Origin of the sequence: Mucilaginibacter sp. PAMB04168 (assembly GCF_039634365.2) — a bacterium.
In the GTDB taxonomy this organism is placed as follows: Bacteria; Bacteroidota; Bacteroidia; order Sphingobacteriales; family Sphingobacteriaceae; genus Mucilaginibacter.
The window spans coordinates 5,204,094-5,226,973 of sequence record NZ_CP155079.2 but is presented as its reverse complement, the minus strand read 5'-3'; the positions used below and the strand labels follow the sequence as shown (position 1 = coordinate 5,226,973).

Annotated in this window: 20 protein-coding genes; 17 read left to right on the top strand and 3 right to left on the bottom strand. The window is 43.8% G+C overall.

Going from position 1 to position 22,880, the window contains the following annotated elements:
• Positions 1-15 precede the first annotated feature (15 nt).
• Genes ABDD94_RS21955 through ABDD94_RS21935 form a run of 5 tightly spaced genes read left to right on the top strand, consistent with a single transcriptional unit; the run spans position 16 to position 4,575 of the window.
• The gene (locus ABDD94_RS21955; RefSeq protein ID WP_345954036.1) at positions 16-942 is read left to right on the top strand and encodes a HEPN domain-containing protein; all 927 of its coding nucleotides are present in this window, start codon (positions 16-18) and stop codon (positions 940-942) included.
• A 30-nt stretch (positions 943-972) separates the two neighbouring features.
• Positions 973-2,268 carry a hypothetical protein gene (locus tag ABDD94_RS21950; protein ID WP_345954035.1) on the top strand — a complete coding sequence of 432 codons (1,296 nt, stop codon included), beginning with the start codon at positions 973-975 and terminating at the stop codon, positions 2,266-2,268.
• A gap of 49 nt (positions 2,269-2,317) precedes the next feature.
• On the top strand, positions 2,318-2,602 hold the full coding sequence (locus ABDD94_RS21945) for a helix-turn-helix domain-containing protein (protein ID WP_345954034.1): 285 nt from the start codon (positions 2,318-2,320) through the stop codon (positions 2,600-2,602).
• Positions 2,596-3,858, top strand: coding sequence for a site-specific integrase (locus tag ABDD94_RS21940; RefSeq protein WP_345956002.1), 1,263 nt, complete (start codon positions 2,596-2,598; stop codon positions 3,856-3,858). Before ABDD94_RS21945 ends, ABDD94_RS21940 begins: the two co-directional genes overlap by 7 nt.
• A gap of 30 nt (positions 3,859-3,888) precedes the next feature.
• The gene (locus ABDD94_RS21935) at positions 3,889-4,575 is read left to right on the top strand and encodes a metallophosphoesterase (RefSeq protein WP_345954033.1); all 687 of its coding nucleotides are present in this window, start codon (positions 3,889-3,891) and stop codon (positions 4,573-4,575) included.
• A 459-nt stretch (positions 4,576-5,034) separates the two neighbouring features.
• Here the strand turns inward: ABDD94_RS21935 and ABDD94_RS21930 are convergent, their stop codons facing one another.
• From ABDD94_RS21930 to ABDD94_RS21920, 3 genes are all read right to left on the bottom strand, one after another.
• Positions 5,035-6,288 carry a HipA domain-containing protein gene (locus tag ABDD94_RS21930; protein ID WP_345954032.1) on the bottom strand — a complete coding sequence of 418 codons (1,254 nt, stop codon included), beginning with the start codon at positions 6,286-6,288 and terminating at the stop codon, positions 5,035-5,037.
• Between the two features lie 2 nt (positions 6,289-6,290).
• A complete protein-coding gene (locus ABDD94_RS21925) occupies positions 6,291-6,581 on the bottom strand; it encodes a helix-turn-helix transcriptional regulator (RefSeq protein WP_345954031.1) in 291 nt (96 codons plus the stop codon).
• A gap of 228 nt (positions 6,582-6,809) precedes the next feature.
• Complete coding sequence (locus ABDD94_RS21920) at positions 6,810-7,781, bottom strand: hypothetical protein (RefSeq protein ID WP_345954030.1); 972 nt, start codon at positions 7,779-7,781, stop codon at positions 6,810-6,812.
• A gap of 640 nt (positions 7,782-8,421) precedes the next feature.
• Between ABDD94_RS21920 and ABDD94_RS21915 the strand changes: the two genes are divergently transcribed.
• From ABDD94_RS21915 to ABDD94_RS21860, 12 genes are all read left to right on the top strand, one after another.
• On the top strand, positions 8,422-10,086 hold the full coding sequence (locus tag ABDD94_RS21915; protein WP_345954029.1) for an ATP-binding protein: 1,665 nt from the start codon (positions 8,422-8,424) through the stop codon (positions 10,084-10,086).
• 7 nt (positions 10,087-10,093) lie between these two features.
• Positions 10,094-10,759: a response regulator gene (locus ABDD94_RS21910; protein WP_345954028.1), complete on the top strand. Its 666-nt coding sequence runs from the start codon at positions 10,094-10,096 to the stop codon at positions 10,757-10,759.
• A 273-nt stretch (positions 10,760-11,032) separates the two neighbouring features.
• Complete coding sequence (locus ABDD94_RS21905) at positions 11,033-11,239, top strand: hypothetical protein (RefSeq protein ID WP_345954027.1); 207 nt, start codon at positions 11,033-11,035, stop codon at positions 11,237-11,239.
• Between the two features lie 10 nt (positions 11,240-11,249).
• The gene (locus ABDD94_RS21900; RefSeq protein WP_345954026.1) at positions 11,250-11,489 is read left to right on the top strand and encodes a hypothetical protein; all 240 of its coding nucleotides are present in this window, start codon (positions 11,250-11,252) and stop codon (positions 11,487-11,489) included.
• Complete coding sequence (yidD, locus tag ABDD94_RS21895; protein WP_345954025.1) at positions 11,486-11,818, top strand: membrane protein insertion efficiency factor YidD; 333 nt, start codon at positions 11,486-11,488, stop codon at positions 11,816-11,818. The genes ABDD94_RS21900 and yidD overlap by 4 nt, the downstream gene beginning before the upstream one ends.
• Positions 11,819-12,213: 395 nt before the next feature.
• Positions 12,214-13,470: a hypothetical protein gene (locus tag ABDD94_RS21890; protein WP_345954024.1), complete on the top strand. Its 1,257-nt coding sequence runs from the start codon at positions 12,214-12,216 to the stop codon at positions 13,468-13,470.
• Between the two features lie 2 nt (positions 13,471-13,472).
• The gene (locus tag ABDD94_RS21885) at positions 13,473-13,856 is read left to right on the top strand and encodes a hypothetical protein (RefSeq protein ID WP_345954023.1); all 384 of its coding nucleotides are present in this window, start codon (positions 13,473-13,475) and stop codon (positions 13,854-13,856) included.
• A gap of 3 nt (positions 13,857-13,859) precedes the next feature.
• Positions 13,860-15,335, top strand: a complete 1,476-nt coding sequence (locus ABDD94_RS21880) for a hypothetical protein (RefSeq protein WP_345954022.1) — start codon at positions 13,860-13,862, stop codon at positions 15,333-15,335.
• Between the two features lie 8 nt (positions 15,336-15,343).
• Positions 15,344-18,928 (top strand): hypothetical protein, encoded by a 3,585-nt coding sequence (locus tag ABDD94_RS21875; RefSeq protein WP_345954021.1) that lies wholly within the window; start codon positions 15,344-15,346, stop codon positions 18,926-18,928.
• On the top strand, positions 18,900-20,162 hold the full coding sequence (locus ABDD94_RS21870; RefSeq protein ID WP_345954020.1) for a hypothetical protein: 1,263 nt from the start codon (positions 18,900-18,902) through the stop codon (positions 20,160-20,162). Before ABDD94_RS21875 ends, ABDD94_RS21870 begins: the two co-directional genes overlap by 29 nt.
• 2 nt (positions 20,163-20,164) lie before the next feature.
• Positions 20,165-21,652 (top strand): hypothetical protein, encoded by a 1,488-nt coding sequence (locus tag ABDD94_RS21865; RefSeq protein ID WP_345954019.1) that lies wholly within the window; start codon positions 20,165-20,167, stop codon positions 21,650-21,652.
• Positions 21,653-21,678: 26 nt separating this feature from the next.
• Positions 21,679-22,578 (top strand): hypothetical protein, encoded by a 900-nt coding sequence (locus ABDD94_RS21860; protein WP_345954018.1) that lies wholly within the window; start codon positions 21,679-21,681, stop codon positions 22,576-22,578.
• Positions 22,579-22,880: the final 302 nt, after the last annotated feature.

Below are 22,880 nucleotides of genomic sequence, written 5' to 3'. Positions count from 1 at the left end.
TTAAAAACGAAACTTATGGAAACACCTGCAGAACATCTACACCCTATTTTCCTGAACTATCAGGAGCTGGACAAGATTACCGCTGTGTTAGTGAAACGCTACCAGCCGGAAAAGATCATCTGCTTTGGCAGCTTGCAGCAAAGCGCCTCGTCGGCAGGTTGCTTTATGGATAGCAAGTCCCAGCACACCAACCATTACTTCTTACTCATGGTTACCGCGAACCCTACACGCATCGAACATGAAGTGCAGGCCATGATGACCTCCTGCTTCAAGGACATCGCGATCACCATTGTGGTGCATGGCAGAGAGATCGTTAGCGATGCCATTACTAAAGGCAACCGTTTCTTTATCACAGTATACCGCACAGGCACGTTACTACATAACGCCGAGGGATTGCTTTTATCCTTGGCAGGTCTGCACTTGCCGCAGATCGATACAATGCAAACCTACATAAAGGCGGAACATCATTACAAGCACCGGTATGAAATGGCTTTAGGTTTTATGGAAGGCGTCAACGCCTGCATGATGAAAGGCTATTATAACAACGCCGTCTTTATGATGCACCAGGCCATTGAGCAGGCCTGCATCGGCCTGATCAGGATATTCATTGGCTACCGTTCCGACATGCATAATCTGGACCGCTTGTTTAAGCTGACGCTATGCTTTTCACCAGAGCCGTCAGCCATCTTTCCCAGAGAGACAGAGGAAGACTGGCGATTGTTCAATCTGTTCCACAAGTGCTATTCCGAGGCCCGCTACAAAACAGAATTGCAGGTGACGAAAGAAGATGCAGAGCTACTGCATAAGCGGTGCATAGATATCGTGCTGCTGGTGGAAGCGCTATGCCTGCAACGAATCACGTTGTATAAAGTCAAAGCAGAAGAAGCAGCGCCAAATATTATTAACTACAATCCTGCCTTGCCGGCCAGTTTGTCCGCTTAAGCTGCAAAGCAATTGCTAAACATTATGCCCATGACAGCGAATCAAACAACAAACACGTCGCAACCCGATAAACAGGCCGACCTTATAGCGGACGGCTTCTACCGGTTGCCGCTCGATAGCGGCAGGCTGCAAATGACCATGCAGTTGCTGCAGGAACACTGCACGCTGAGCGATCAGGAACTGGTGCTGAGCAAGCAGCTCAAGGTTAAGTATTACAGCTACGAGCAAGGCATCGTAACAGTGCTGGTAAAAATGCCCGACCGGAGTAAGTACAGGGTTCAGCTTAAGGTAAGCTTAGACAACCTGAAGTTGGCCTGCCGTTGCGGCGAGACACATTACCGGCTATGCGTGCATGCTTACACCGTCCTGTACCGAACCGTATGGCTGCATGGGCATTTGGATCTGGGCATGTACTACTGGCCGCAGCTGGATGAAGACGAGAAGTTGCAGGCAAAGTTCCTTGAAGTAACGACCCGTAACGACCGGATATACGTAGAGCCACGGCTCCGCTTTGGCAATTTATACCGGCCGGGACTGGGTTTCAAGGACGCGGATCGGATAATGCTGGATGAGCCGGTTGATGGAAAGCCGAAGCTATATTCGGGCGGAGAAACGGTTATAGGCTATTGCCTGGCCTATAGCTACCGTGGCTATTCCACTTCTCACCAGCCCGTGCTGATACCGTTTATGGGATTAACAGGTAAGTCCGGTGAAGAGATTACTCGCTTTAACCGGTTTGTAAAGGCAGACAGCGATACGAGAGAAATAGAGCTCACCGAGGCACAGCAAACGCTTGGCCATATCAGCCGGGAGCAAAATGCCTTAGTCAGCGATTTAAGAATACTCACAATAGACCAGCAAAGGGCAAAGCTGCCAAAGATCAGGAAGGAACTATTTTCCCTATGGCAGGAGGCGGTGCCGCTGTTAGTTAAAGAGCAATTCGTCTACAGCTACAATACGCACCAGAACGATCAATTGGGGCACTTACCACAAAAGACGGGTATGAAGTGGTGCGGCTTTTCGCCTGTGGCACCGGTACTCAGCTTTGTACTTAAAACTTATCCTGATCATTATGCGCTCACCCAACGGGTAACGGCTAACGGCAGGACATTAAGCCTGCAGCACAACCCGGATTTCTTCATGTATGACGAAGAGCAGAAGCTTTATTATCTTTTAGCCTCGTTGCAGGATGATGAGGTGCTTGCCTGGATGAGTGAAGCGGGAAATAAGCTAACAATATTTTCGGAGCACTTTGATGACTTCAAAGACTCTTTCCTGGGTCAGCTCAAAAGATGCTACCCGGTAGTGTCCTACTCTGCTGATTGACAGGATGGTACCACTTTGATGAACGAATTAAAACACCTAATAACAACTTGTGAATCCTAGCGAATTATTAACGAAAAAAGACCTGCAAGACTTTAAAACTGAATTGTTCGAAATGTTGAAGCCCTTACTGGAGAACAGGAACTTGTACCAGAAGAAGTGGCTCAAAACCAAGGATGTCCGGGAAATCTTGGATATCTCCCATAACACGCTTCAAAACCTGCGCGTCGAAGGCAAATTAAGATTTACCAAGATTGGCGGCATCCTATACTATAAGCCCGAGGATATCGATAAAATGCTTGCTTCGGCTGAAAAAAAAAGCCCGAAGAGATCATAGAGCCGTTTAAAACGCACTCGTTTGCTGTTCTGTTCTATCTTAAGAAACGCGCACGGGACCAGAATCCGCAGATCCCTATATACATCCGCATTACGGTGGATGGAAAGCGCACGGAATGGTCAACCGGCAGGCATTGCCTCGAAAGTGAATGGGACAGTTACACCAGACGCTCGAAGGGCAACAAAGAACATGCACGCTCGGTCAACAGTTGGTTGGATCTCTTGTACTCCAAAGCGCATGCCTGCCGGCAGGAGCTATACGCTGCCGGTAAAGCCTTTTCCCCATTACACATTCGGAAGATGATGCAGGGCGAAGAACTGGAACCACCCAAAATGCTATCCGATGTATGGGACTACCACACCGGGCAAATTGCGGGCCTGTTGGGTAAAGGCTATACTCCGGCTACCTTGCAGAAATACAAATCGGTATACCGGGTGCTGAAAAAGTTCTTGCTGCTCAAGACGAAGAACGATGACATTAAACTGGATGATATCGACTACCAGCTGGTCAGGGACTTTGATTATTACCTGAAAGTAGATTATGGTGTCAAGATTAATACCGCTATTCAAATGGTCAAAAAGCTGCGTACGATGATGAAAATAGCTAATGAGATCGGTTGGGCCAAACGAAACCCTTTTGTGGCTTACCGGGCCAAAAAAGAGGAGATTTTCCGCGAATATCTGACCAGCGATGAGCTCCATGAACTGGCTGTCAAAAAGCTTCCTAAAAAGAGATTACTTCTGACCAGGGATTTGTTCCTGTTCAGCTGTTACACCGGGCTTTCTTATGCGGATGTGGTTAAGCTTACAAGAGCTGACATCGTTAAAGGTGAGGATGGCGGTATATGGCTTCAAACGCACCGGGTAAAGAACAATAACCGCGTACGTGTGCCGCTGCTATCCCCTGCGCTCAAGCTGATTGAGCACTACAAAGATTTTCCACGCTATCTGGATGAAGACTTTCTTTTGCCCAAGATCAGTAATCAGCGGACCAATTATTACCTAAAGGAGATTATGAAAGCAATGGGCTGGACAAAGTGGCTGACCTTTCATTGCGCCAGGCACACGTTCGCCACCACGGTGACGCTGACCAACGGCGTTCCGATAGAAACGGTAGGACAAATGCTCGGCCATAAGAATATCCGCTCTACGCAGATCTACGCCCGTGTAACGGATACCAAGGTGAGCCGGGATATGAAAAAGCTTAAGAAGCTCTATCAGGGTCAGCCGCTTGTTTTGGTTAACGAACCCCATTGAAAATTTAAAACTAAATGAAATAACTGTTATATGAAGCATCTTATTATTGGAGACCTGCATGGGAAAGACGTCTGGCAGGAGATCAACATCAATCTATATGACAAAATTGTATTTGTAGGAGACTACGTTGATCACTGGACCTTACCGGACAGCACCATACGTTTAAACTTGGAAAATATCATCAAACTAAAGCGTAAGTACATGGACAAGGTGGAATTGCTGCTGGGTAACCATGATGTGCAATACCTGCATTATCCGCTGTACTTGTGTTCAGGTTTTCGTCCAACTATGCAGCGGTCATTAAGCTTTTTGTTCAGAAAAAATAGTGAACTGTTTAAGGTGGCTTATCAGCAGGGAAATACAATTATCTCTCATGCAGGCATTACTAACAAATGGTTCAGCGAGTTTAAGAGTTTTCGGTTAGTCCAGCAATTGCAGGATGAGCAGAATCCGGTGGCTGATCTACTAAATAAAATTGAAAGAACGGCGCACCGGTGGATATTGCATCAGGCGGGAAGCAGCCGTGGCGGTGAAGGGCCGGGTGGTGTTACCTGGGCGGACCGGAAAGAACTGATGGCTGACATGCTGGATGGTTATCATCAGATCGTTGGTCATACCTTGGTTCCCGAACCCGAGATTGTAAATGAGGTGGGAAAGTCGGCCACCTTTATTGATGTATTGGATAAGATAACCTATTTTCATGAGGTCGATCTCTAAAGAGCTTACGCTGCGGCAGGTCGCTTCATGACCATGCACTAGCGTGCTGGGTCTTTTCGCCACCAGCCTCGCTTTGCCTGCAAAACTGAAACTCGCCATCGCTCGTATCAGATTTGCATAAATTAAGTTTGTCGAAAGTTTTAAGCACTTCCGCAATCAGATATTTATCAAGCGTAAGCTTTTATTACATTGTGTAATTCATGATTCGCGAATCATGATTTGCATGATTTCACGTTAATATAACAATTCTTTCAAAACGATAAATATTACTGGTATCATCTCAAACGTGTTGTATTAGTCGAAAATCTCACAATGCGTTTGTGTTCATACTTCGCATTCTTAGCTGCTGATGCATTATGACATAGGCAATGCACCTAAAATCACACCTTTAATCAACCACTTAGTTGTCTATTTTTAATAATTGAAAACTCAATAACTAAGCATTTGATCATGTTAAAGTTAAATCACCATGAATGCCCCAGACATTTTCTCCTGTTCAGCTCTGGATAAACCAATTTCTTTCGCATGTTCTTTCCAAGTACTTACAACTGTCATAACTTCCTCTATAATCTCATTCATATCTTCCTTTTTCAATTGAAAGTATTCGCCGACTGATCTGGCGAGGTCCAAATCTAATGCGTTATTGTGTGTATCTATGTTAAGTTCCAAGCCATCCTTATCTATGGACGGATTAAGGTCATAGGCAGGTGCTAAACGCCAGCCATTCTTCACTAAAATATATCCATGGTTCCGTAGATGGTCATCAGTATTGGATATGGCAATATTAAATATTAAACGACGCCAGAGCTGTGCCAGATCAGCTGTAATAGACGCTCCATAGTATTGAAGAAATTCAGCGAGGTCCAGATAGCTGGGTGTGTCTTCCCTATTGATTTCTTCATTTCTTCCTGTCATGGTCATGGCGGAAGCAAAATGGATGCGTTCGCCATTTATGCGGTCGAATCGCTTAGTAAAAAACGTGTGGTGAGGGCCGTATACCTTTTCGATCCGGCACTCTGACATCTGAATGCCCGCTTTAGTAGCCAGCAAATAAGCTAAGTATTCCCAGGCGGCTTTATCAAACTGATCAGCGCCAGATGGAAACTTAGCGATCCAGGGATGACCATCATCGTCCAAAATATTAGCTTTCGGACGGGCTCCACCGAGTGATGAGCCCGGTGCCAGCAGCAATGCCAGAGATTGATTTATAGCTTTATCATCCTGATCGGCTTCCAAAATTTCGGCACTGTGCTGTAATTCCCGAATGCTGGCCCAAGGCGGTGTAGGATTTTTAGGGTTATCGTCTAAGAACGGACCGTCCTGCTCGACCTTGAATCGTAGTGCACCCATACGGCTTTGGTCATGTACGCCTAAAAGATAATCGATTTCGTAAAGTGTTGGCGTAGGCATCTTTGATTCCCGAGCCAATTGCCCAACTCTTCGTTGCATGAGTTTACGACCCCAGGTATCTGGCATCGAATCCATAAAAACCCCAAAATTATCTTTACCTTTTGGATACTGTGCGCCAGGATACCAGGCGATATCCGGGTCTAATAGAACCTGTTCGGCCGAGTTAATCCAAGATTTATCATAGGAAAATGTAAAGACTTTCCTTCCTTTTGCTTGTTGGGCGGACAGAATGCCGATGCACTTAGGCTGTTCCATTCCCATCCAGTGTGCATACACCCATATATCTGTTTTCGTTCCAGCCATGATTAACCAAGTAAATCCAAATCCTGCAGCTTCCTTCCAAATTCATCGTCAGCTGCTAATTTTAATATATCATCTTGAAGGTTAAGTGTCCGTAATACATTAAAGTAAGCACCGAATGAGACACTTGGGCTGCCTTTTTCAATTTCTATCAATGTCCCGCGGTCAATGCCGGCACGTTCAGCCACCTGCACTGCCGTCAGTTTGCGGCGCTTACGGGCCAGCTTCAAATTTTCACCAAAAATTGACAGTATTCGCTGATATTTAGGAAAAACCACATGCCGTTTAGATCTCATAATGTTGGATACTTTCTACAATATTAAGCAAAATGTAGATAATATACAACACTTAATTAGTTGCTATACGATATGTGAGCCTAATCACACCTAATAAGAAGAGATTTTTCAGCTAAGAGATTTATAACAACTACAAATGAAACAAAGTCGATTAACTATCATCAGAAATTTAGACATTCATTAATTGAAGAATCTATATCCTAACTCGTTCTGGCTAATTCGGGACTATTACTCAGACTTTTTACTATACTTTAGAAGAATAGAACGAGTAACTCGCCTCAATTTCCTATCCGGATATTCAGGGTGAAACCCATCTGCTGTAAAAAATTCCATATTCCCATTAATATAGCTATACCAGGTTTTCCCTAGGGAATTTTCTGTGAGGGTATCGGGCTCCGTAATACGCATCAAGTGATTTAGTCTTTCCTGATCCAGCGCGATGACCAAGGTATCCCCGCGCCTCTGCTTACAGGAGGTCTGCTGATATCGGTCTCCTGTCCAATACATGCAGCTTTCTTGTCCCGACAGTAGCAATGGCCTAATCTGCCCTGGTGATTTTCTGTGCAGTGCCAGATAAATTCCTACACTGATAAGCCCGGTTACCAATGCCAGCAGGACGCGATTGCGTATTCGGGAATTTGATGGTATTCTACTGGCATCTGCGTGATCGAAGGGCCGGTTTGCCGGCGCTAGCAGATGATGAGGTGCAGTAACTTTTTCATCTGCCTGTTCGGCCGGACCGGACTTTAAATCACCATCCCCTGCACCCTGAAGGGTTGCAGTTTGCTCCTCCTCTTTATTCTCCGATGAAAGAGGAACCCGAGTATCGGTCTGCATCGGTTCAGGCTTATCTATCGTAAACCGGTAGGGCCTGGGTTCAAAGCCAATGAGCCAGGCCAAAAGTTCAATATTCTTATGATCCGTGTCACTGGTGATCCCTTTAAGAAAATTATCCAGCGGCTTAAACTTGTCAGCTTCAAAATGCCTTATCGTTTGCATATAGGCATTGGGGTCTTCCTTTTGACCAAAAAACAACCTTAACGTAGGTTCGTCTTTTCTTTCATACCTGGCGTTCAATACTGCCATACATTCTGCCCGAAGTCTGGCAGGTGTGGACCCCATCAGATTGAGGGAAAGCTGATTTCCCTTTTTCATTTCCTGATAGGCCTGTACGACCTGTAACTTATAATCAGCAAACATTTTCAATTTTTTTAAAAGGTAAAGCTAAAGGATTTTCCGGAATCTGACCGGTATTTCCGGAATCCCTTCGGAATGACCGGAATGACCGGAATCCGCTGCTGCAAAGGCGTTTATGCCGCTCTACATTTGTTTCAGAAATCAGGCAGGACCTTTACCGCTAGCAAAGTTCCTGCATACAACTGATCTCTATCAGAGCAAAGAAAGCGGCAGTTGATGACCGGCTTGGGAAGCAGTTAGCAGCTTCCGCGATCAATGCTCACACTTCCCAAACAGTGTAAGAAGCGCTTCTTACCAGGTTCGCAGTAGGGTACTCCCGGCAAGGTCCGGGGGCACTTCTGCGGTAGTTAATCACCTTTTAAAAATTTAAAAAAATGTTATCAATCATAGTTGCCATTTTATTGGCTTTAGGATGCCCCGTGCCTCCAAATTTAATAGATCATACTAATTCCACTATCATTACCACCATGGGAGATGATGGCGATTCCGGTGGCGATGTTGGACATATACCTCCGCCACCTCCGCCACCAATAGGTCATTTAGGATAATTCATAACAAGGCAAGCTTCGGTTTGCCTTGTTGCTTTTTATAGCATATCGTTTGAGGTCGTCGCACATTTTGTATACTTTTAAAAGAAAAAACCTTGACAAAAGTATCGATGGCTTTGACCTTAGCTATGGTCGTTTTGGCTGCATGCAGGAAAAAGCCCCAGCAGAAAAAGGCAGACAATTGGGTGGACTACCGCCATGCTTATGATTTGTTAAGTACAAATAAAGATTCGGCTTTCTTTTACTTCAATAAGGTAACGACAGGTCAATCAAAGGATAGCCAACAAGTATCCATGGCCTTTACTAATATGTCACTCATCCAATCAGAAGCAGGAGACTACTTTGGGAGCCAAGAAAGCTTGATTCAGTCACTAAGGTATTCAAAAAGCGATGACCATAAAACCATGGCTGAAATCTACAACGAATTAGGGACCGCAGCCTTCAATTTGAAAGACTGGAATGGTGTCATAGAATATGCGGGAAAGGCTTTAACATTAACATCTGACAGCAACTTGCGGACAACGCTTCTCAATAACACCGCCGTTGCTTACCAAAGGAAGAAAGAATATTCAAAAGCACTTAAACTATACAACCAGGCAATCCACTTAGCTAAAAATAAAGGAGGCTCTTATGCCCGGATCCTAACGAATATGGCGAAGACTAAGTGGATGGAAAATCCTAAGTACTTTGCTGCACCCGAATTGGTAAAAGCGTTAAAAATTCGCCGGAAAGAAAACGACCTTTGGGGGTTGAGCTCAAGCTATTCACATTTGGCAGAATATTACCGTTATTCCCACCCTGATTCCGCTTTCTTTTATGCTAATGAGATGTATAGACTTTCCAGACAATTGCACAATCCGGATGACCAATTAGAGGCATTGCAGCACTTAATCAGATCTGCGCCAGCACCATCCACAAAACAATATTTCCTTCGCTATGAGCAGCTCAGCGACAGTTTGCAAACTGTCCGCAACGCGGCTAAAAACCAATTCGCACTCATTCGTTATGAAGCAGAAAAGCGTAAAGCGGATAATCTTAAACTTCAAAAAGATAATACAGAAAAGCAGTACGAGATTTTCAAGCAAAGCATCCGGTTTTATTTCACACTTTTTGTCATAATAGTCGGCTGTATACTGGCAATTATATGGTACAGGAAACGAAAGCTGCGATTACACTTGGAGGCACAAGCGACAATTCGTGACAACCAGCTCAAGACTTCTAAAAAAGTCCATGATGTTGTTGCAAACGGGCTCTACCGGATGATGACAGAGATAGAGAATCAGGATAAATTAGAAAAAGAACAACTCCTGGATCAAATTGAGCTCATGTACGAACGATCCCGGGACATTTCTTATGAATACCCTCAGGAAGCCTCTCTACTATTCAATCAGCAATTGACTCAAATGATTTCGGCATTCGCTACTGGGGAACTCAAAGTAGTACTCGTTGGAAACAATCCTGAATTATGGGCAAATGTTAGTGATGGAAACAAATTTGAGATCGAGCATATACTGCAGGAGGTAATGATCAACATGAGAAAGCATAGCCAGGCAAATTTGGTAACATTAAAATTTGCCGCAGGAGCTGATCAGATCAAAATTATTTATCAGGATAATGGCATTGGTCTTCCACAGGGCTACCAATTTAAAAACGGGCTCATCAGTACGGGAAACCGTATAAAAACCATTGGCGGCACAATTAATTTTGACAGCGGAGCGGGTAAGGGACTTCAGATTCAGATCTCGTTTCCTTTTGCATAAATATCCTATGTTTACAAACGTTTTAATCGCGGAGGACCACGAAAGTGCCAGCATCTCCGTTCGCAAAAGCCTGGAAGATCTGGGCGTTAAACATTTTAAGTATGTGTACTACTGTGACGAGGCCTTAGCCATGATCCAGAAAGCAAATCATGAAAAGAATGACTATGACCTTCTGATTACTGATCTCTTTTTTGAAGAAGACACTCATCCCCAAAAATTATCGGGAGGTGCAGCACTGATAGCAGCAGCCCGTAAAATTCAACCGGGTCTAAAAACTTTGGTTTTCTCTGCCGAACACCGTGCAGCAATGATAGAACCACTCTTCGAGGAGTTGGGGATTGATGGTTTCGTGCGTAAAGCAAGACATGATGCTCAGGAACTTAAAATGGCTATAGAGCGCATCTTCCAGGGACGTCGGCATTTCCCTGTTCACCTAAGGCAAATGATACAGCAAAAGAATGCGCATGACTTTAACGATTTCGATACGGCTATCATCACCTTGCTTGCACAAGGTATACTGCAAAAGGATATTCCACCATATCTAAAGAAAATGCAAATCAGTCCATCTGGCCTGAGCAGTATCGAAAAAAGACTTAATCTGATCAAAGACCGCTTCAACTTCACCAAAAACGAGCAACTTGTTGCCTTCTGCAAAGATGCCGGCCTTATATGAGCATAAGCCATTCTTCAATTCTATTTTAATACCTCAATACTCACCAAGTTTACCTGCTCTATTGATTTAAGCGCAAGAACCTAACAGCGTTCCTGTGACTCCATTCACCAACTTCGGCAAATCGTTAATCTCATTCAGCCAAGCTTATATTTTGGCCTTGCAATAGTTAATGTACTGATTTATAATTTTCACAGAAATTTCATTGGTTACGGTTTCCCGTAAAATAGCAGTACTCAGGGTATCTACTTTTGGGTATTAATAGTAGCCAAAACAATGAAAAAATATTACGTAAATACACAGGCGCAAGCCAACGGCGACCATGAAGTGCATGACGAGAACTGCCGGTTCTTACCATTATCAGCTAATAGAATTTATTTGGGAGAATACCATACCTGTGCAAGCGCGGTATCTGCAGCAAAAAATCACTACGTCAAAGTAGATGGTTGCTATTTCTGTTCACCTACCTGTCATAAAAGCTAAGCCTGCCAGTATGCAATATAAAGTAGTCCCTTTTACGGCGACATTAAATCAGCAAAAAGAGTCCGGCAACACTGTAGCAGAACAGCTGGAAACGCTTATTACCAAGTACACCACCGATGGATGGGAGTACATCCGGCTGGAAAGTGTGTCGACGTTCATCCAACCTGATGACGGATGTTTTGGCATTGGAGCCAAGCCAGGATATATGTCATCTTATCAGATGGTTATCTTCAGCAGAGTAGGTACATGAAACATCTATTGATGCTTTTTATCCGGTTTTACTGGCTGGCCATTCCTAAAGATCAAAGAAGAAAATGCCTTTTTAGGACGAGTTGTTCCCGGCATGTATACAGCGTTACCCAGGAACGAGGGTTATGGCAAGGTCTCACCGCCTTCAGATACCGCTTTTTAAATTGCCGTGGTGGCTATCAGATCATCGATTGCGCAATCAATGGTAAAGCTATGATCTTACCGGGCGGAGACGTCATCGGTGCAGGAGATATAGCGGAGCGCTTTTTAATTAGTTGGCCGGATAGGAAGTCTTTGCCTGATAGTGATGAAGTTCCGGCGATGCACTAGAAGCATGAAAACATTGATTATCTATTTGTACCTGGGCTTTGCAAACGGCGCGTGTACTGATTCAGCATCGGTCTATATATGCGATAGTCCAAATGCCAAAAGATACCACAACAGTCAGACCTGCCGGGGACTGAGCAATTGTTCGTACCGCATTCGGAAAACGACTGTAGAAAAAGCAAAAAAGACAGGGAAAACACCTTGCAAATTGGAGTATTAAGTGTAAACAGTTAACAGATGATTATGCCTACTGACTATTCCGGACATATGAAACAATCACGAATAAAATACCCTAAACCTAATCACAATTCAGCATTGCCATGTTTAAGCTAAATTCATTTCTTCTCAGCCTTATATTCGGTTGTTTACTTCTGCTGTATTCGTGTACCACAAAAAAAGTGGTCGATTCAGACAAGGACGGCAAGGCCGACGCTATCGATAGCTGCCGATATGTTTATGCAAAAACACCTGATGGATGCCCGGTTAAGCGCGTTATAACCGGCGTTAATATTTACCTAGAAACATCGGCTAGTATGGGCGGCTATTATTTAAAAAATGCTGAGTTCAAAAATATCATTTCGGATCTGGCCATAAAGGTGGACAAAAACATAAAACCAGTACAAATCTATTTTTTGGCAGATTCACCGGTACGGTATAAAAACAGTGTCGAAAAGTTCAGTACAGACATCGCCATCACCAGGCCGGCCGTTTCTAGGAGTTCGCAGCTACATAAATTCCTTAGTTCAATTGCTGCTAATACTGACTCCAGTCATGTATCATTTTTAGTTTCTGACTGCATCCTGTCCTTTCCCGATGCCGCAATCAAAGCCAACCCTGAAATCAACCGGGATGCAGCTCCCGGAGCACTCAAGAATAATATCTTTTCCACCTTTGCGGAGCTCAAAAAAAGGGGGCAGGCAGTCAGTATTTTTGCCTTCACGTCTAAATTTTACGGTACCTATTACGATTATCGTAACGTCAAAACGAAACTGAATGGTACTCCCCGCCCGTTCTATATTTGGGTGATTGGTCACAGAGATGTACTGAAGGATTTTGAGAAACAGCTAACCGATATTTCCAGCTTTCAGCCGCTTCAGGCACTTCATTTCGGACTGCTGGATAGTACGGTCAACCGGTTTGACCTATTCTATAGTGCCGGAAAACATGGTTCGTGGAAGAAAGATGGTGTGGATTCAATCCTAAAGGATGTAGAGATTCCTTCAAAAGATTCGCTGCGTTTTGCGGTCGCAGTGGATCTAAGTACACTACCGGGTTATGTACAGCAAACCAGCTATTTTAACAAAAATGTACAGCTGACTTTAAAAGGTTGTTCAGCCGCAGTCAAAATTGTTAAAAAAGAGGATTTCGACCGTTCAAAGATAGCAGGTGATCAGCAGATGAGTGTGATCGAACGAGCAAGCCATGTCCTGCTTTTCTCGGTGGGTTCCCAGACCCTGTCCAATGCCAGAATCACTTTGAGTCTACCCTTACAATATGATAGCTGGTATCAGTCCTGGTCGATAGATGATGACCGCTTCCTGGACCCCCACAATCCTCAAACCTTTGCTTTTAAATATCTGATCGAAGGGGTGAAGGAGGCTTATGAAACTAGAAATAAAAACTATCTCGAATTCTCGATTCAGTTAAATAAATAAGTATGTTATCTTCTCTCTTTTCTACGATCTATGAGATCGTTTGTGGTTCAAATCCGGATTTTCCGGCCTACGAAGAACAGATATTCAGTTCGGTAGGATTGCTGACTTTTCTGGCTGCAGTAATATTTTGTCTGTTGTTCTATGTAGCGCTGGGCCGGTGGCGAATGATCTGGTTTAATAATGTTCATTGGGGGGGAACCATCGTTTTCTGCGCAGTGACCGGCTTTGTACTTGCTTTCCTATCTGCAAAAGGAACACTGGGTCTTGTGGATGGCTATCTAATCCGGTTTGCCTTATTCAACGCATTGTATGCGGCGGTTTTCTTTATTGCTCTTTCCTTTTTATTCAAGAACTTCTCTATATACTCCAAAAGAACCCCTTTTTAAGCTATGCGTGTATTTATATTTGGAATAGGCGGTACCGGATCCAGGGTACTGCGGTCATTAGCTATGTTAATGGCCAGTGGTGTCAAGTTTGATAACCCATCACTGGAAGTGGTTCCTGTGATCATTGACATGGACGCGCACAATGGAGATACAGCAAGAACCCGAGAGGTATTCCGCAATTACTATGCTATCCGGAAAACCTTCATTGATCCCGGTGCCACTTCAAGAACGGATACCTTCTTTAACACCAAGATCAAATCGTTCAGCAGATTGGAGGCAGGATCAACAGATGCTGCGGATATTGACTTGCAGTTCGATTTTCAGAATAACAATGACACGTTCGCCAAATTTGTAAATTATAACGGCTTAAGCCAGGTAAATAAGGATGTGCTGGAATTGATGTATAACGATTCGGCGAATGATCAGGATTTTCCGGAGTTATACTTAAATCTCACCGTAGGCTTCAAAGGGAATCCTAATATCGGCAGTGTAGTCTTTAATGATCTGAAAAACTCTCAGCAGTTTAAGAACCTAGAAAGCAGCTTTACAGATCAGGATCGGGTCTTCATCATCAGTTCCATTTTCGGTGGAACAGGGTCTTCCGGATTTCCGACGCTCGTCAATCTGATCCGTCAATCTAAAAACCCAAACCTTGCCAGGGCCAAGTTAGGCGCAATCACCGTCATGCCTTACTTTAACGTCGATTCTAATGAAGGTAGTGCGATCAATTCCTCGCTTTTCAATACGAAGACTAAGGCTGCGTTGTCCTACTATGCAAATGATGATGCAATCAGCTCAATCAACGCGCTGTATTACATAGCCGACCATAATCAGTCAGGTACCTTGCCAAATGTAGAAGGTGGCCGGGAACAGATCAATAATGGTCACGTGGTTGAATTGCTGGCAGCCAGTGCGGCAATCGACTTTATCGGAAAAGCTGACATTGAGTTGGAAGAAAACCGATGCTACGAATTTGGCGTGGAAGGGGATATCAATCCGATGAACATCAGTCATTTTAGCTTGCCGACTAAGGAACAGTTGATTGGTCCAATGATCCGCTTCGCATATGCGGCTCAAATCGCCACAAAAATGATTCCGCAACTTACCGATAATACATTTTACAAAGCCAAAGAGCTCAATATTGCCGCGGCCATGGGGATACCCAATGAATACCATAAGCTTTTGACCTTTTTTGAAGAGTTCAAGCAGTGGAGCGCTGAAGAAATGAGCAGTGCTGACAATGGCCGAGCTTTTCAGTCTTTCAATTTCCGTGACCCTGAACACCTGAATAACCTGGTGATTGGTAAAGAAATTAAGACCAGCTGGCTCAGTAAGGGGTTAAGCCTGAAAAAAGTTGCAGAGCACCTAAACTCCATCGAAACAAGTGAACCGAAGGATCTGGCTGTGCCGCTGAAATACATGAACATGTTGTATAAAACAGCCAATGAATGTTTAACCGCACTTGGACAATTACCTTAATCATTACCATGCCACATATCTTCAGATTTCATAAAGGATCCAGCAGTAATATACTGCATTGGAAACCATCATCAAAAATAACTTCAACGGATATCATTGCCGTCAAAGATAAAACTGACGTGTTGTCATCATCAGCGGGGTCATCTATCCCAACGCCCGTTGCTAGAATGTTTCTGTTCAAGACAGCATATCAGCTGATGGCAACAACAGACAGCTCGACAAGCAAGGGGATCTATGCCGGCCTGGTGTCTGAATCTTTGGATTTGCTGGAACTTTTGTATAAAAGCGGGTCCAATAGCAATTTGTTCCGGTTTGAGAAATGGTCTTTCGATCCTTCAAATCCTCAATTTTTCGGCAGAGATCATGGGCATCAGTTGCTACATGAGTCATTCAGGCAAGCCGCCTCACAAAAACAATTCAGCCAAAAGCTGGAAATCACGCTTATTTATTATAAAGAAGGACATAAAGAGATCCTGATTGGCGGGACTTCACCTTTCACTTTCGTGTTTACATCTCCCAATTTTAGACGAAAAAAGGCTGAAAAAGCTTTCCGCAATATCTATGGACTAACCAGCAATGAGCCATTGTTTGCTGGCCATTATAAACAGCTGCATGAACGCGATGCTTCGTTCATTTGGTTCGTCGAGGAATTGATGAGACAGTCGGGGGCGATTCATTCTTTTGAAGCTTTCCATGAGTATGTGATCAATACCCGTAAGCAGCACGAGCGGGCCGATCCTGGGAGGTTCGACACACCTGCCGTAGAACTCCAGGATATCTATTTCGGGACTGACATTCCTTTAACCGCTGGCGGGGTACGCATCCAGCAGATCAGTGCGGCGGACTATCAGACCAAGATTGACCGTGCCAGTGATTTCAAACTCGACCTGCCAGCAGGTTCACCATATTTAGGAAAAGGGCTTACGCCGCTGTTCTTGTACAGCAATATGGATATGGACGGCCAATATACATCACCCTCCAACCTTTGGTCAAACAAGATCATGGTGAGCGGGCTGGCCTATCCGGAAACAACGATCGAAGAGATCAGAACCCGGGAGCTTCCAGGTATCGACAGTATCCAGTACCCGTTCCTGTCTAAATTTGATATCTTTGAGAAAAGCCTGGTAACCTTACCTGGATATGAACTGGACGGCGAACGCTTTGAGACCCTGATCGAGGGGCAGAATTTTCTCCTGCCACTCAAGCCCCTCTTTTTCCAGTTCTTTCCAGTGGAAATGTTGAGCCGGTATGTCAAAGTCAGCCGCCGTCTGCCTTACGTCGGTGCGGAGCCTGAGCTCACTGTACAACTGGAGATACCAATCACAGGCCCAACGATGCAGAAGCGGACCATTACACTTAAGCAGACTTATAAAAAAGACCCAGTAGCTGGTAGTGAAGAAGATCGGGAAAAATATCCTTTTGTAGCCTATCAGGGAATTCTGGGCATTTTTCCGTTTATCCGGGCGGAGGAAACTCATTTAAAATATATTAACAGTTATACCGTAGCCTCTTATGAAAAAACGAATGACGGTGATCCACTTTCCGGCCTGCGTTTTCTGAAGAAAACGGGCATCGATACCGTTCCCTCACAACCTTTGAACCGGTCAAATTACGGTGATCTGAATATGAAAACCACATATTACCAGGTCAGGGAGTCATTTGAACTAATACAGTTATTATTCAATAAAAACAGTGGCAGTCAAAGCGGCCTGATCATCCCCAAATTCAAACCAGCATCTAATGGCACGGAGGAATATGTTTATGCAATAGACTTCGGCACTTCTAATACGCATATCGAGTATGCTTACGTGAGGGATCACAAGGCTGTTGAGATCAAGCCATTCGAGATTAATGATGGCAATATGTTCATGACAATGCTGAACAAGCCGCAGACCATTAGTGAACAGGATGGCGCTGTGGATTATAAGGATTATACAGCCTTTGGTGCAGATGTGGATGCGGCGAAGGTAATTTCGCTTAGGGAGTTCGCGCCATTCCAAGTGGGCCGGCATAAAGGTGCGACTACTGTATTTCCTTTCCGGACAGCGACATTTGAAAGCAGATCTTTCAAGGAAAACGCCCGGCCAAACCTGTTCAGTGAAATCAATATCGGGTTCAGTATCGATAGAGACATTTTAGTCTTCAATGAAGGATATCAAACAGACCTAAAATGGCAGTTGGAGTCCAACCTGAATGATGTTGAGAAGCAGAACAGGGTCAAAGCTTTTTTCAGGCAATTATTACTGATGATCAGAAGCCATGCACTGCTGAATAATAAGCCAACCTGCAATCTGGACCTGTTAAAAATTGCGATGTCCTATCCTACCAGCATGGACAGCACTCTAAAAAAGGATTTGATGGGGTACTTTTCAGAGGAGATGAATGCTATCTTCAATATTTCTGGCGGTAGTGACGATCCTAATGAACGTCTGGTCGAGGTGACGGAATCTATTGCACCCTATTACAAATTGCAGAAGACGGACAGCAGTATTAAACATGATATTTACTGCAATATCGATGTCGGCGGCGGTACCTCAGACATTGTGCTGGTGAACAACATTAATGAAAGGGAGGAAAAAGTACTTCTTTGTTATTGTAACTCCATTAAGTTTGCAGGTAAGCAACTATGGGGAAGCGTGTCTGATGATTTCGATCCGCAGGATAATGGTTTTGTACTGTTTTTCCTTCATCTACTGGAATCAAAAAACAAAAACAACCATGAGAAACTAAAAAACATACTGAAGGAAAAGAACAATCGCACAGAAGATGTTGTAAGTTATCTTTTTGGTGAAAAAGACTATAATTTTAAACAGATCTTTTCCGAATGTAAAGAGCTAAAAATTCCTTTGCTGCTTCATTACACGTCCTTACTGTACTATGTTGCGCAGAGCTGCAAGCAAAAACCTCTGGCCTTGCCGAAAACACTGAGCTTTTCCGGTAAAGGCAGCGAGTATATTTCTTTGATCTTTGATTCCAAGGAGCATTTAAAAATGTTCACGGTGAAGGCACTAAAACTTTTTTCGTCCCTGCCGGCAAATGAGGCGTTCCAGATACAACAGGATCCTAAGCCCAAGGAGATCACAGCCCAAGGAGCGGTTATATACGCTGCCAAACCGTTAAAAAAGGATGTAACCAATATTTTTGAGGATGACCACTCTTTCCAAAGTAAGGATGAAATGACCATCCGGACTGAGACGGAAATCTATTTGGGTTTACTCGACCCATCTCTTTTGAAAAGTGGTCAAAGTATCTATAATGATTTTTTAGAGCCGGGGGAGGAATACAAAAGTGTTCTGGCAAACGCGGTACATTTTCTGGATCTTTTCTTTGGAAATGCAGATATTATTAAAGGTTGTGAAAGGTCCTTAAATATTAATAATCTGGCCAAATACCGCTCATTCTTCATCGACCCTAAGCAGCCTGAAAGCTATCTCCTCACAGGTACACTGAGAAATAGCTATAAATCAGCACTGGAGGAGAAAGACATGCAAAGCCCGGTAAATGATTCACCGTTCTTTTTTGCTTTTAACACCTCGCTGATCGAAATGTCCAAATTTATTGCTCATGAAGCGATTAAAGAAAAAAGTGTTTAACATGAAGAAAGCGCTTTTATTACTATTGTTATGGCCGATAGCACTACTGGGACAAGACCTGGAACATACCAAGTTTGAAATGATTAAGACATCCGCTAAATTTCTGGTAACAGACATTAGGATTTCGGCTGATGTAAATTACAAAATCAATTGTAGCAGTGACAATTACGTTTGTCTCGAGTCCCAGTTAGCCAATAAAAAATTTCAAGGGATTGTTGAGAAAGTACGGAAGTGGAGACAAAAGACCGTTAAGGATAAGGAAGACCTCCAGCAGCTCAAAGCGCTCATCTGGAAAGATATCATTTCGCCTCAAGCCAAGGCCTACCGTCTAAAGTTACCTGGATTCCCTGCATATGAACATGCCATGGTTACGCTCGTTAATGTGCCGGTTCAGGGTAAGCAACAATCAACACCCGTACTTCACAAATCGCAGCCATCGGCAGTTATGGTTGACAGTAGCCAGTTACCCCAAGCCGACACAGTTCCCGAGTCATCAGCTATGGCTCCGGAGACTACAAGTTTCCAATCCTCTTTATCACCTATTCAAAAGACCAGTTTTATGGAAAATATACCACCTTATTTCAGCATTGCCCTGAGTGCTATCGCAATCATCATTAGCTTCTTTGCCGTGACAAAAAAGCCTGCCCGATCCAAACAGAAAGAAGTACGGACGTTTAATTATGAACCAGATATCAGTAGTATCCAAAGGAGGATCGTTGAATTAAAGGAAGCTACGGAAACTTTCAGGTTAAAGATGCTGAAGGATCATGAGCAATTCATGAAGTCGGTGGAAGACAGATTGCAGGAAGCTGCCTCTACAGGGAGCAAAGTAGTTGAATGGCCAATCGAGCGGAAGAGCGACCTCCCTCCTTTAACACTGGATGGCGGGCAGCATTCAGCGGAGGTAGAAGCTCCGGCTACGGTAATCAGATATGCCAAATACAGTGATACCCGAAATGGTGGTTTCAGTTTAGCGATCATGCGGGACCAGCAGAATGGAGAACAAACCTATCAGTTAGAATTTTTGGGTGAACAGGCGACTTATGCTATAACAGAAGATCTAAAGGCTCAGAAATATGCTTTACAAAATTATGAATATTTGGCTAACGCCTGCGAAATCCGTAACCAGGTGCAACCGAATAGCCGAATTGTTACTGTTCAAAAGGGCACGCTCAGTAAAGATTCCGATCAAAGCTGGGTGATTGTCAACCGTGCAATTATTGAATTCCGGTAACTATGACGCAGGAGGAAAGCAAGATCTTTTCCAGCCAGGTGCTGGAGGTGATCAACCGGCAGCAGGGTGCTGAGGATTACCCTTATTTTGGTTTGTTCGTACAGGATTGTGAAAGGTTAGGCCTGTCAGAAGACCAGTTCAGAAAGCAAATTCTGGTACAGGCATTTAAAAGCTATTCTGGATATGTCGAACCAACCTCTGGTGCTTTTACGATCGTTTTTGGTTTTAAATGTTATTCCCTCAGAAAATTTGGTGAGGTCCTTTTTGACCATCCCGTCAAAAGTGAAGCGTATCTGGAAGATGCTATCCTGTTCAAGGAGGATGTCCGAAAGCTGGTAGATACCGATCAAACCATGGAACTGATCGATATTTTGAATAAGGAGACGGTCATCAGCAGAAGGTATCTTCGCCTAAGCTATCACCTTAACCCGACCTTGCCGTATAGGATCGGACAGGCCAAGGCAGAGAACGTGAAGGCTCTACTTAATATTGCCTATAATGACTATGCTTTTTACGAACGCGTTGCCGCTCAATTTACAGCCGGCTACTTACAAATATGGATTGAAGAGACTGCCCCAGACCTGGCTGGTGCGCTTGACGAAGGTCAGGAGTATAATGATTTTCTCAGGTTTGCGTTCAAGGTCGATCCAAAATATCCGATCTATTTTGGCGAACGCTTAGTGAAGGATCCGTCAGCGTTGGTGACATTACTACAGACGGATTTCGAGTTTAGGGAGCACTTTTATCTTTTCATTAAGAATAAGCAATTACAAGTCTGGTTTGAGTCAATTAGAAGAAGTGCTTGGACAGTGGAATTGAACGATGCGTTAAAAATAATTTCGAATTACGAAGGTCTGAACAGCCGGGACAAGAAACAAGCGGCCGTACAGCGCCTCATTCGAATTATTGACCCCTCGGTAGATCAGGTACAATTGCTGTCAGAGACCAAGGAAATAGATTTAACCAAGCTGGAGGCATCAAAGCCTCTTCAGCATGCGGTTGTAATCCAGCTTCGACATACCGGTGTTCTTAAATGCCAGATAAGTTTGAAAGACACAATTGAAGGTGTAGGCATCAATCAAAGCGAAATTCAGTTTAATAGTTTTAAGCAGGAAGTATCGTTACCCATTTTTCTTGAAATTGATTCCATAAAACTGGTCAAAGGACAAGTATATCAAACAGAACTGGTCGTTACTTCAATTGATGCAGAATTATTCATACCGGTCCGTTTAATGGCAGTTTACCCCCGCAGAGCTGTTGCTACTACGCTGATGAAGTATGCAGGCATCGGTGCGGTCTACTTTATGATCATTAGGTTCATTCTCGCAGCCCTGATACAATCTCCCGGATGGCTGAGCATCCACCTCGGATTTAATACGCTTTCTTATGGGCTACCTCACAATTATCTGGCCTTTGTATTTGCTGCCTTTTTGTTATTCGGAGGAGTATTCTTAGCCATGCGGATTATTAAAAGAACCGAGAAAATTTGATCGTTAGCATTCTTTATCTAGATCATATGAAGTATACACCCCCGGCGTCAGCCTACAGTAAGACCATCAGACCTGCCAAACCGCAATTTAAAACTGGTAATGCACTTCCACAGCCACAAAAAAACAACAAGGCTGCAGGTTGGATCGTGTTTGTAATTATTGTTTTGATCATCATTAACAGACCGCTCGGGTACGTCGCGGTATCCGTTTTTCTTTTCCTAGAAAATGCCTTAATGTTTAGCAAAGCGACTCCGCCTGCACTGATGTGGGCAATCTTAGGCGTCTTCGCCGGTTTGGTTTGCGGGAGTTGGGTAGCCAGGAAAAAATTCCACCTTAATATGAAGATCACCTGGGTGACCCTGGCAATCCTGGCTATATTTATACAAGTGGCGGTATCGGTAAACAAACCGGTCAAGGCGGAAGCAGAAGTTCAAACACGGGAATCTAGATTGGCCACGCCGTGGGTTTCCGTTACCTCCAGCGAGCCACTGCCAGCTTATCTAACCTATAGTTACACGGCAGACAATCTATTGGATAGTTTGGATGATACCGCATGGATGTTCCGCTCGTCTGCAGATACCAATTATGTATCTTTTGTTTTCAATAAAGAGGGCGCTGATGAATTGCCCCGATTGATGCTTACAGGTTTTAAGATCAAAAATGGGTATAACAAAACCCTGTTTAAGTGGAACAGCTTTAACCGGATAAAGAATATTGTAGTCCTTCATAATAGCAATACGGTAGGTGAATTAATTGCAAGTGACCTTTATGGCCAGGAAGAAGACCTATCCATAGATCCAGTTGAACTTCAGAAGGGTGACACCATTCAGTTAATTATTAAATCAGTTTACACCGGTAAAAAAAATATAATAAACTCCACCGCTGTAACGAGGCTTGTCCCGGTAATTTCTTATACGAAGCTTTAGTACATAACAGTTGCTCCTTACCAATCAGTTGCGGTTTAAAGAAATCATCAAAAACCGATATCTGCTATTTTGCCGTGTCTAGAGGGCAATACGGTTTCCCGTAGTTTTATTACAATAAAGCAATATAAATTTGATTCGTTTACAAGCACAAAGCAATTCATGAAAAAATTTATTACCGCCTTACTGTTTTTGGCATGCTTAAATTTCAATTGTTCAAAATCAGACGGAAGTAAGCCTTCAACGTCAACCGGAGATTCAAGATGCGGTACCTACAAGAGCGGACAACAACTTTATCTAGGTAC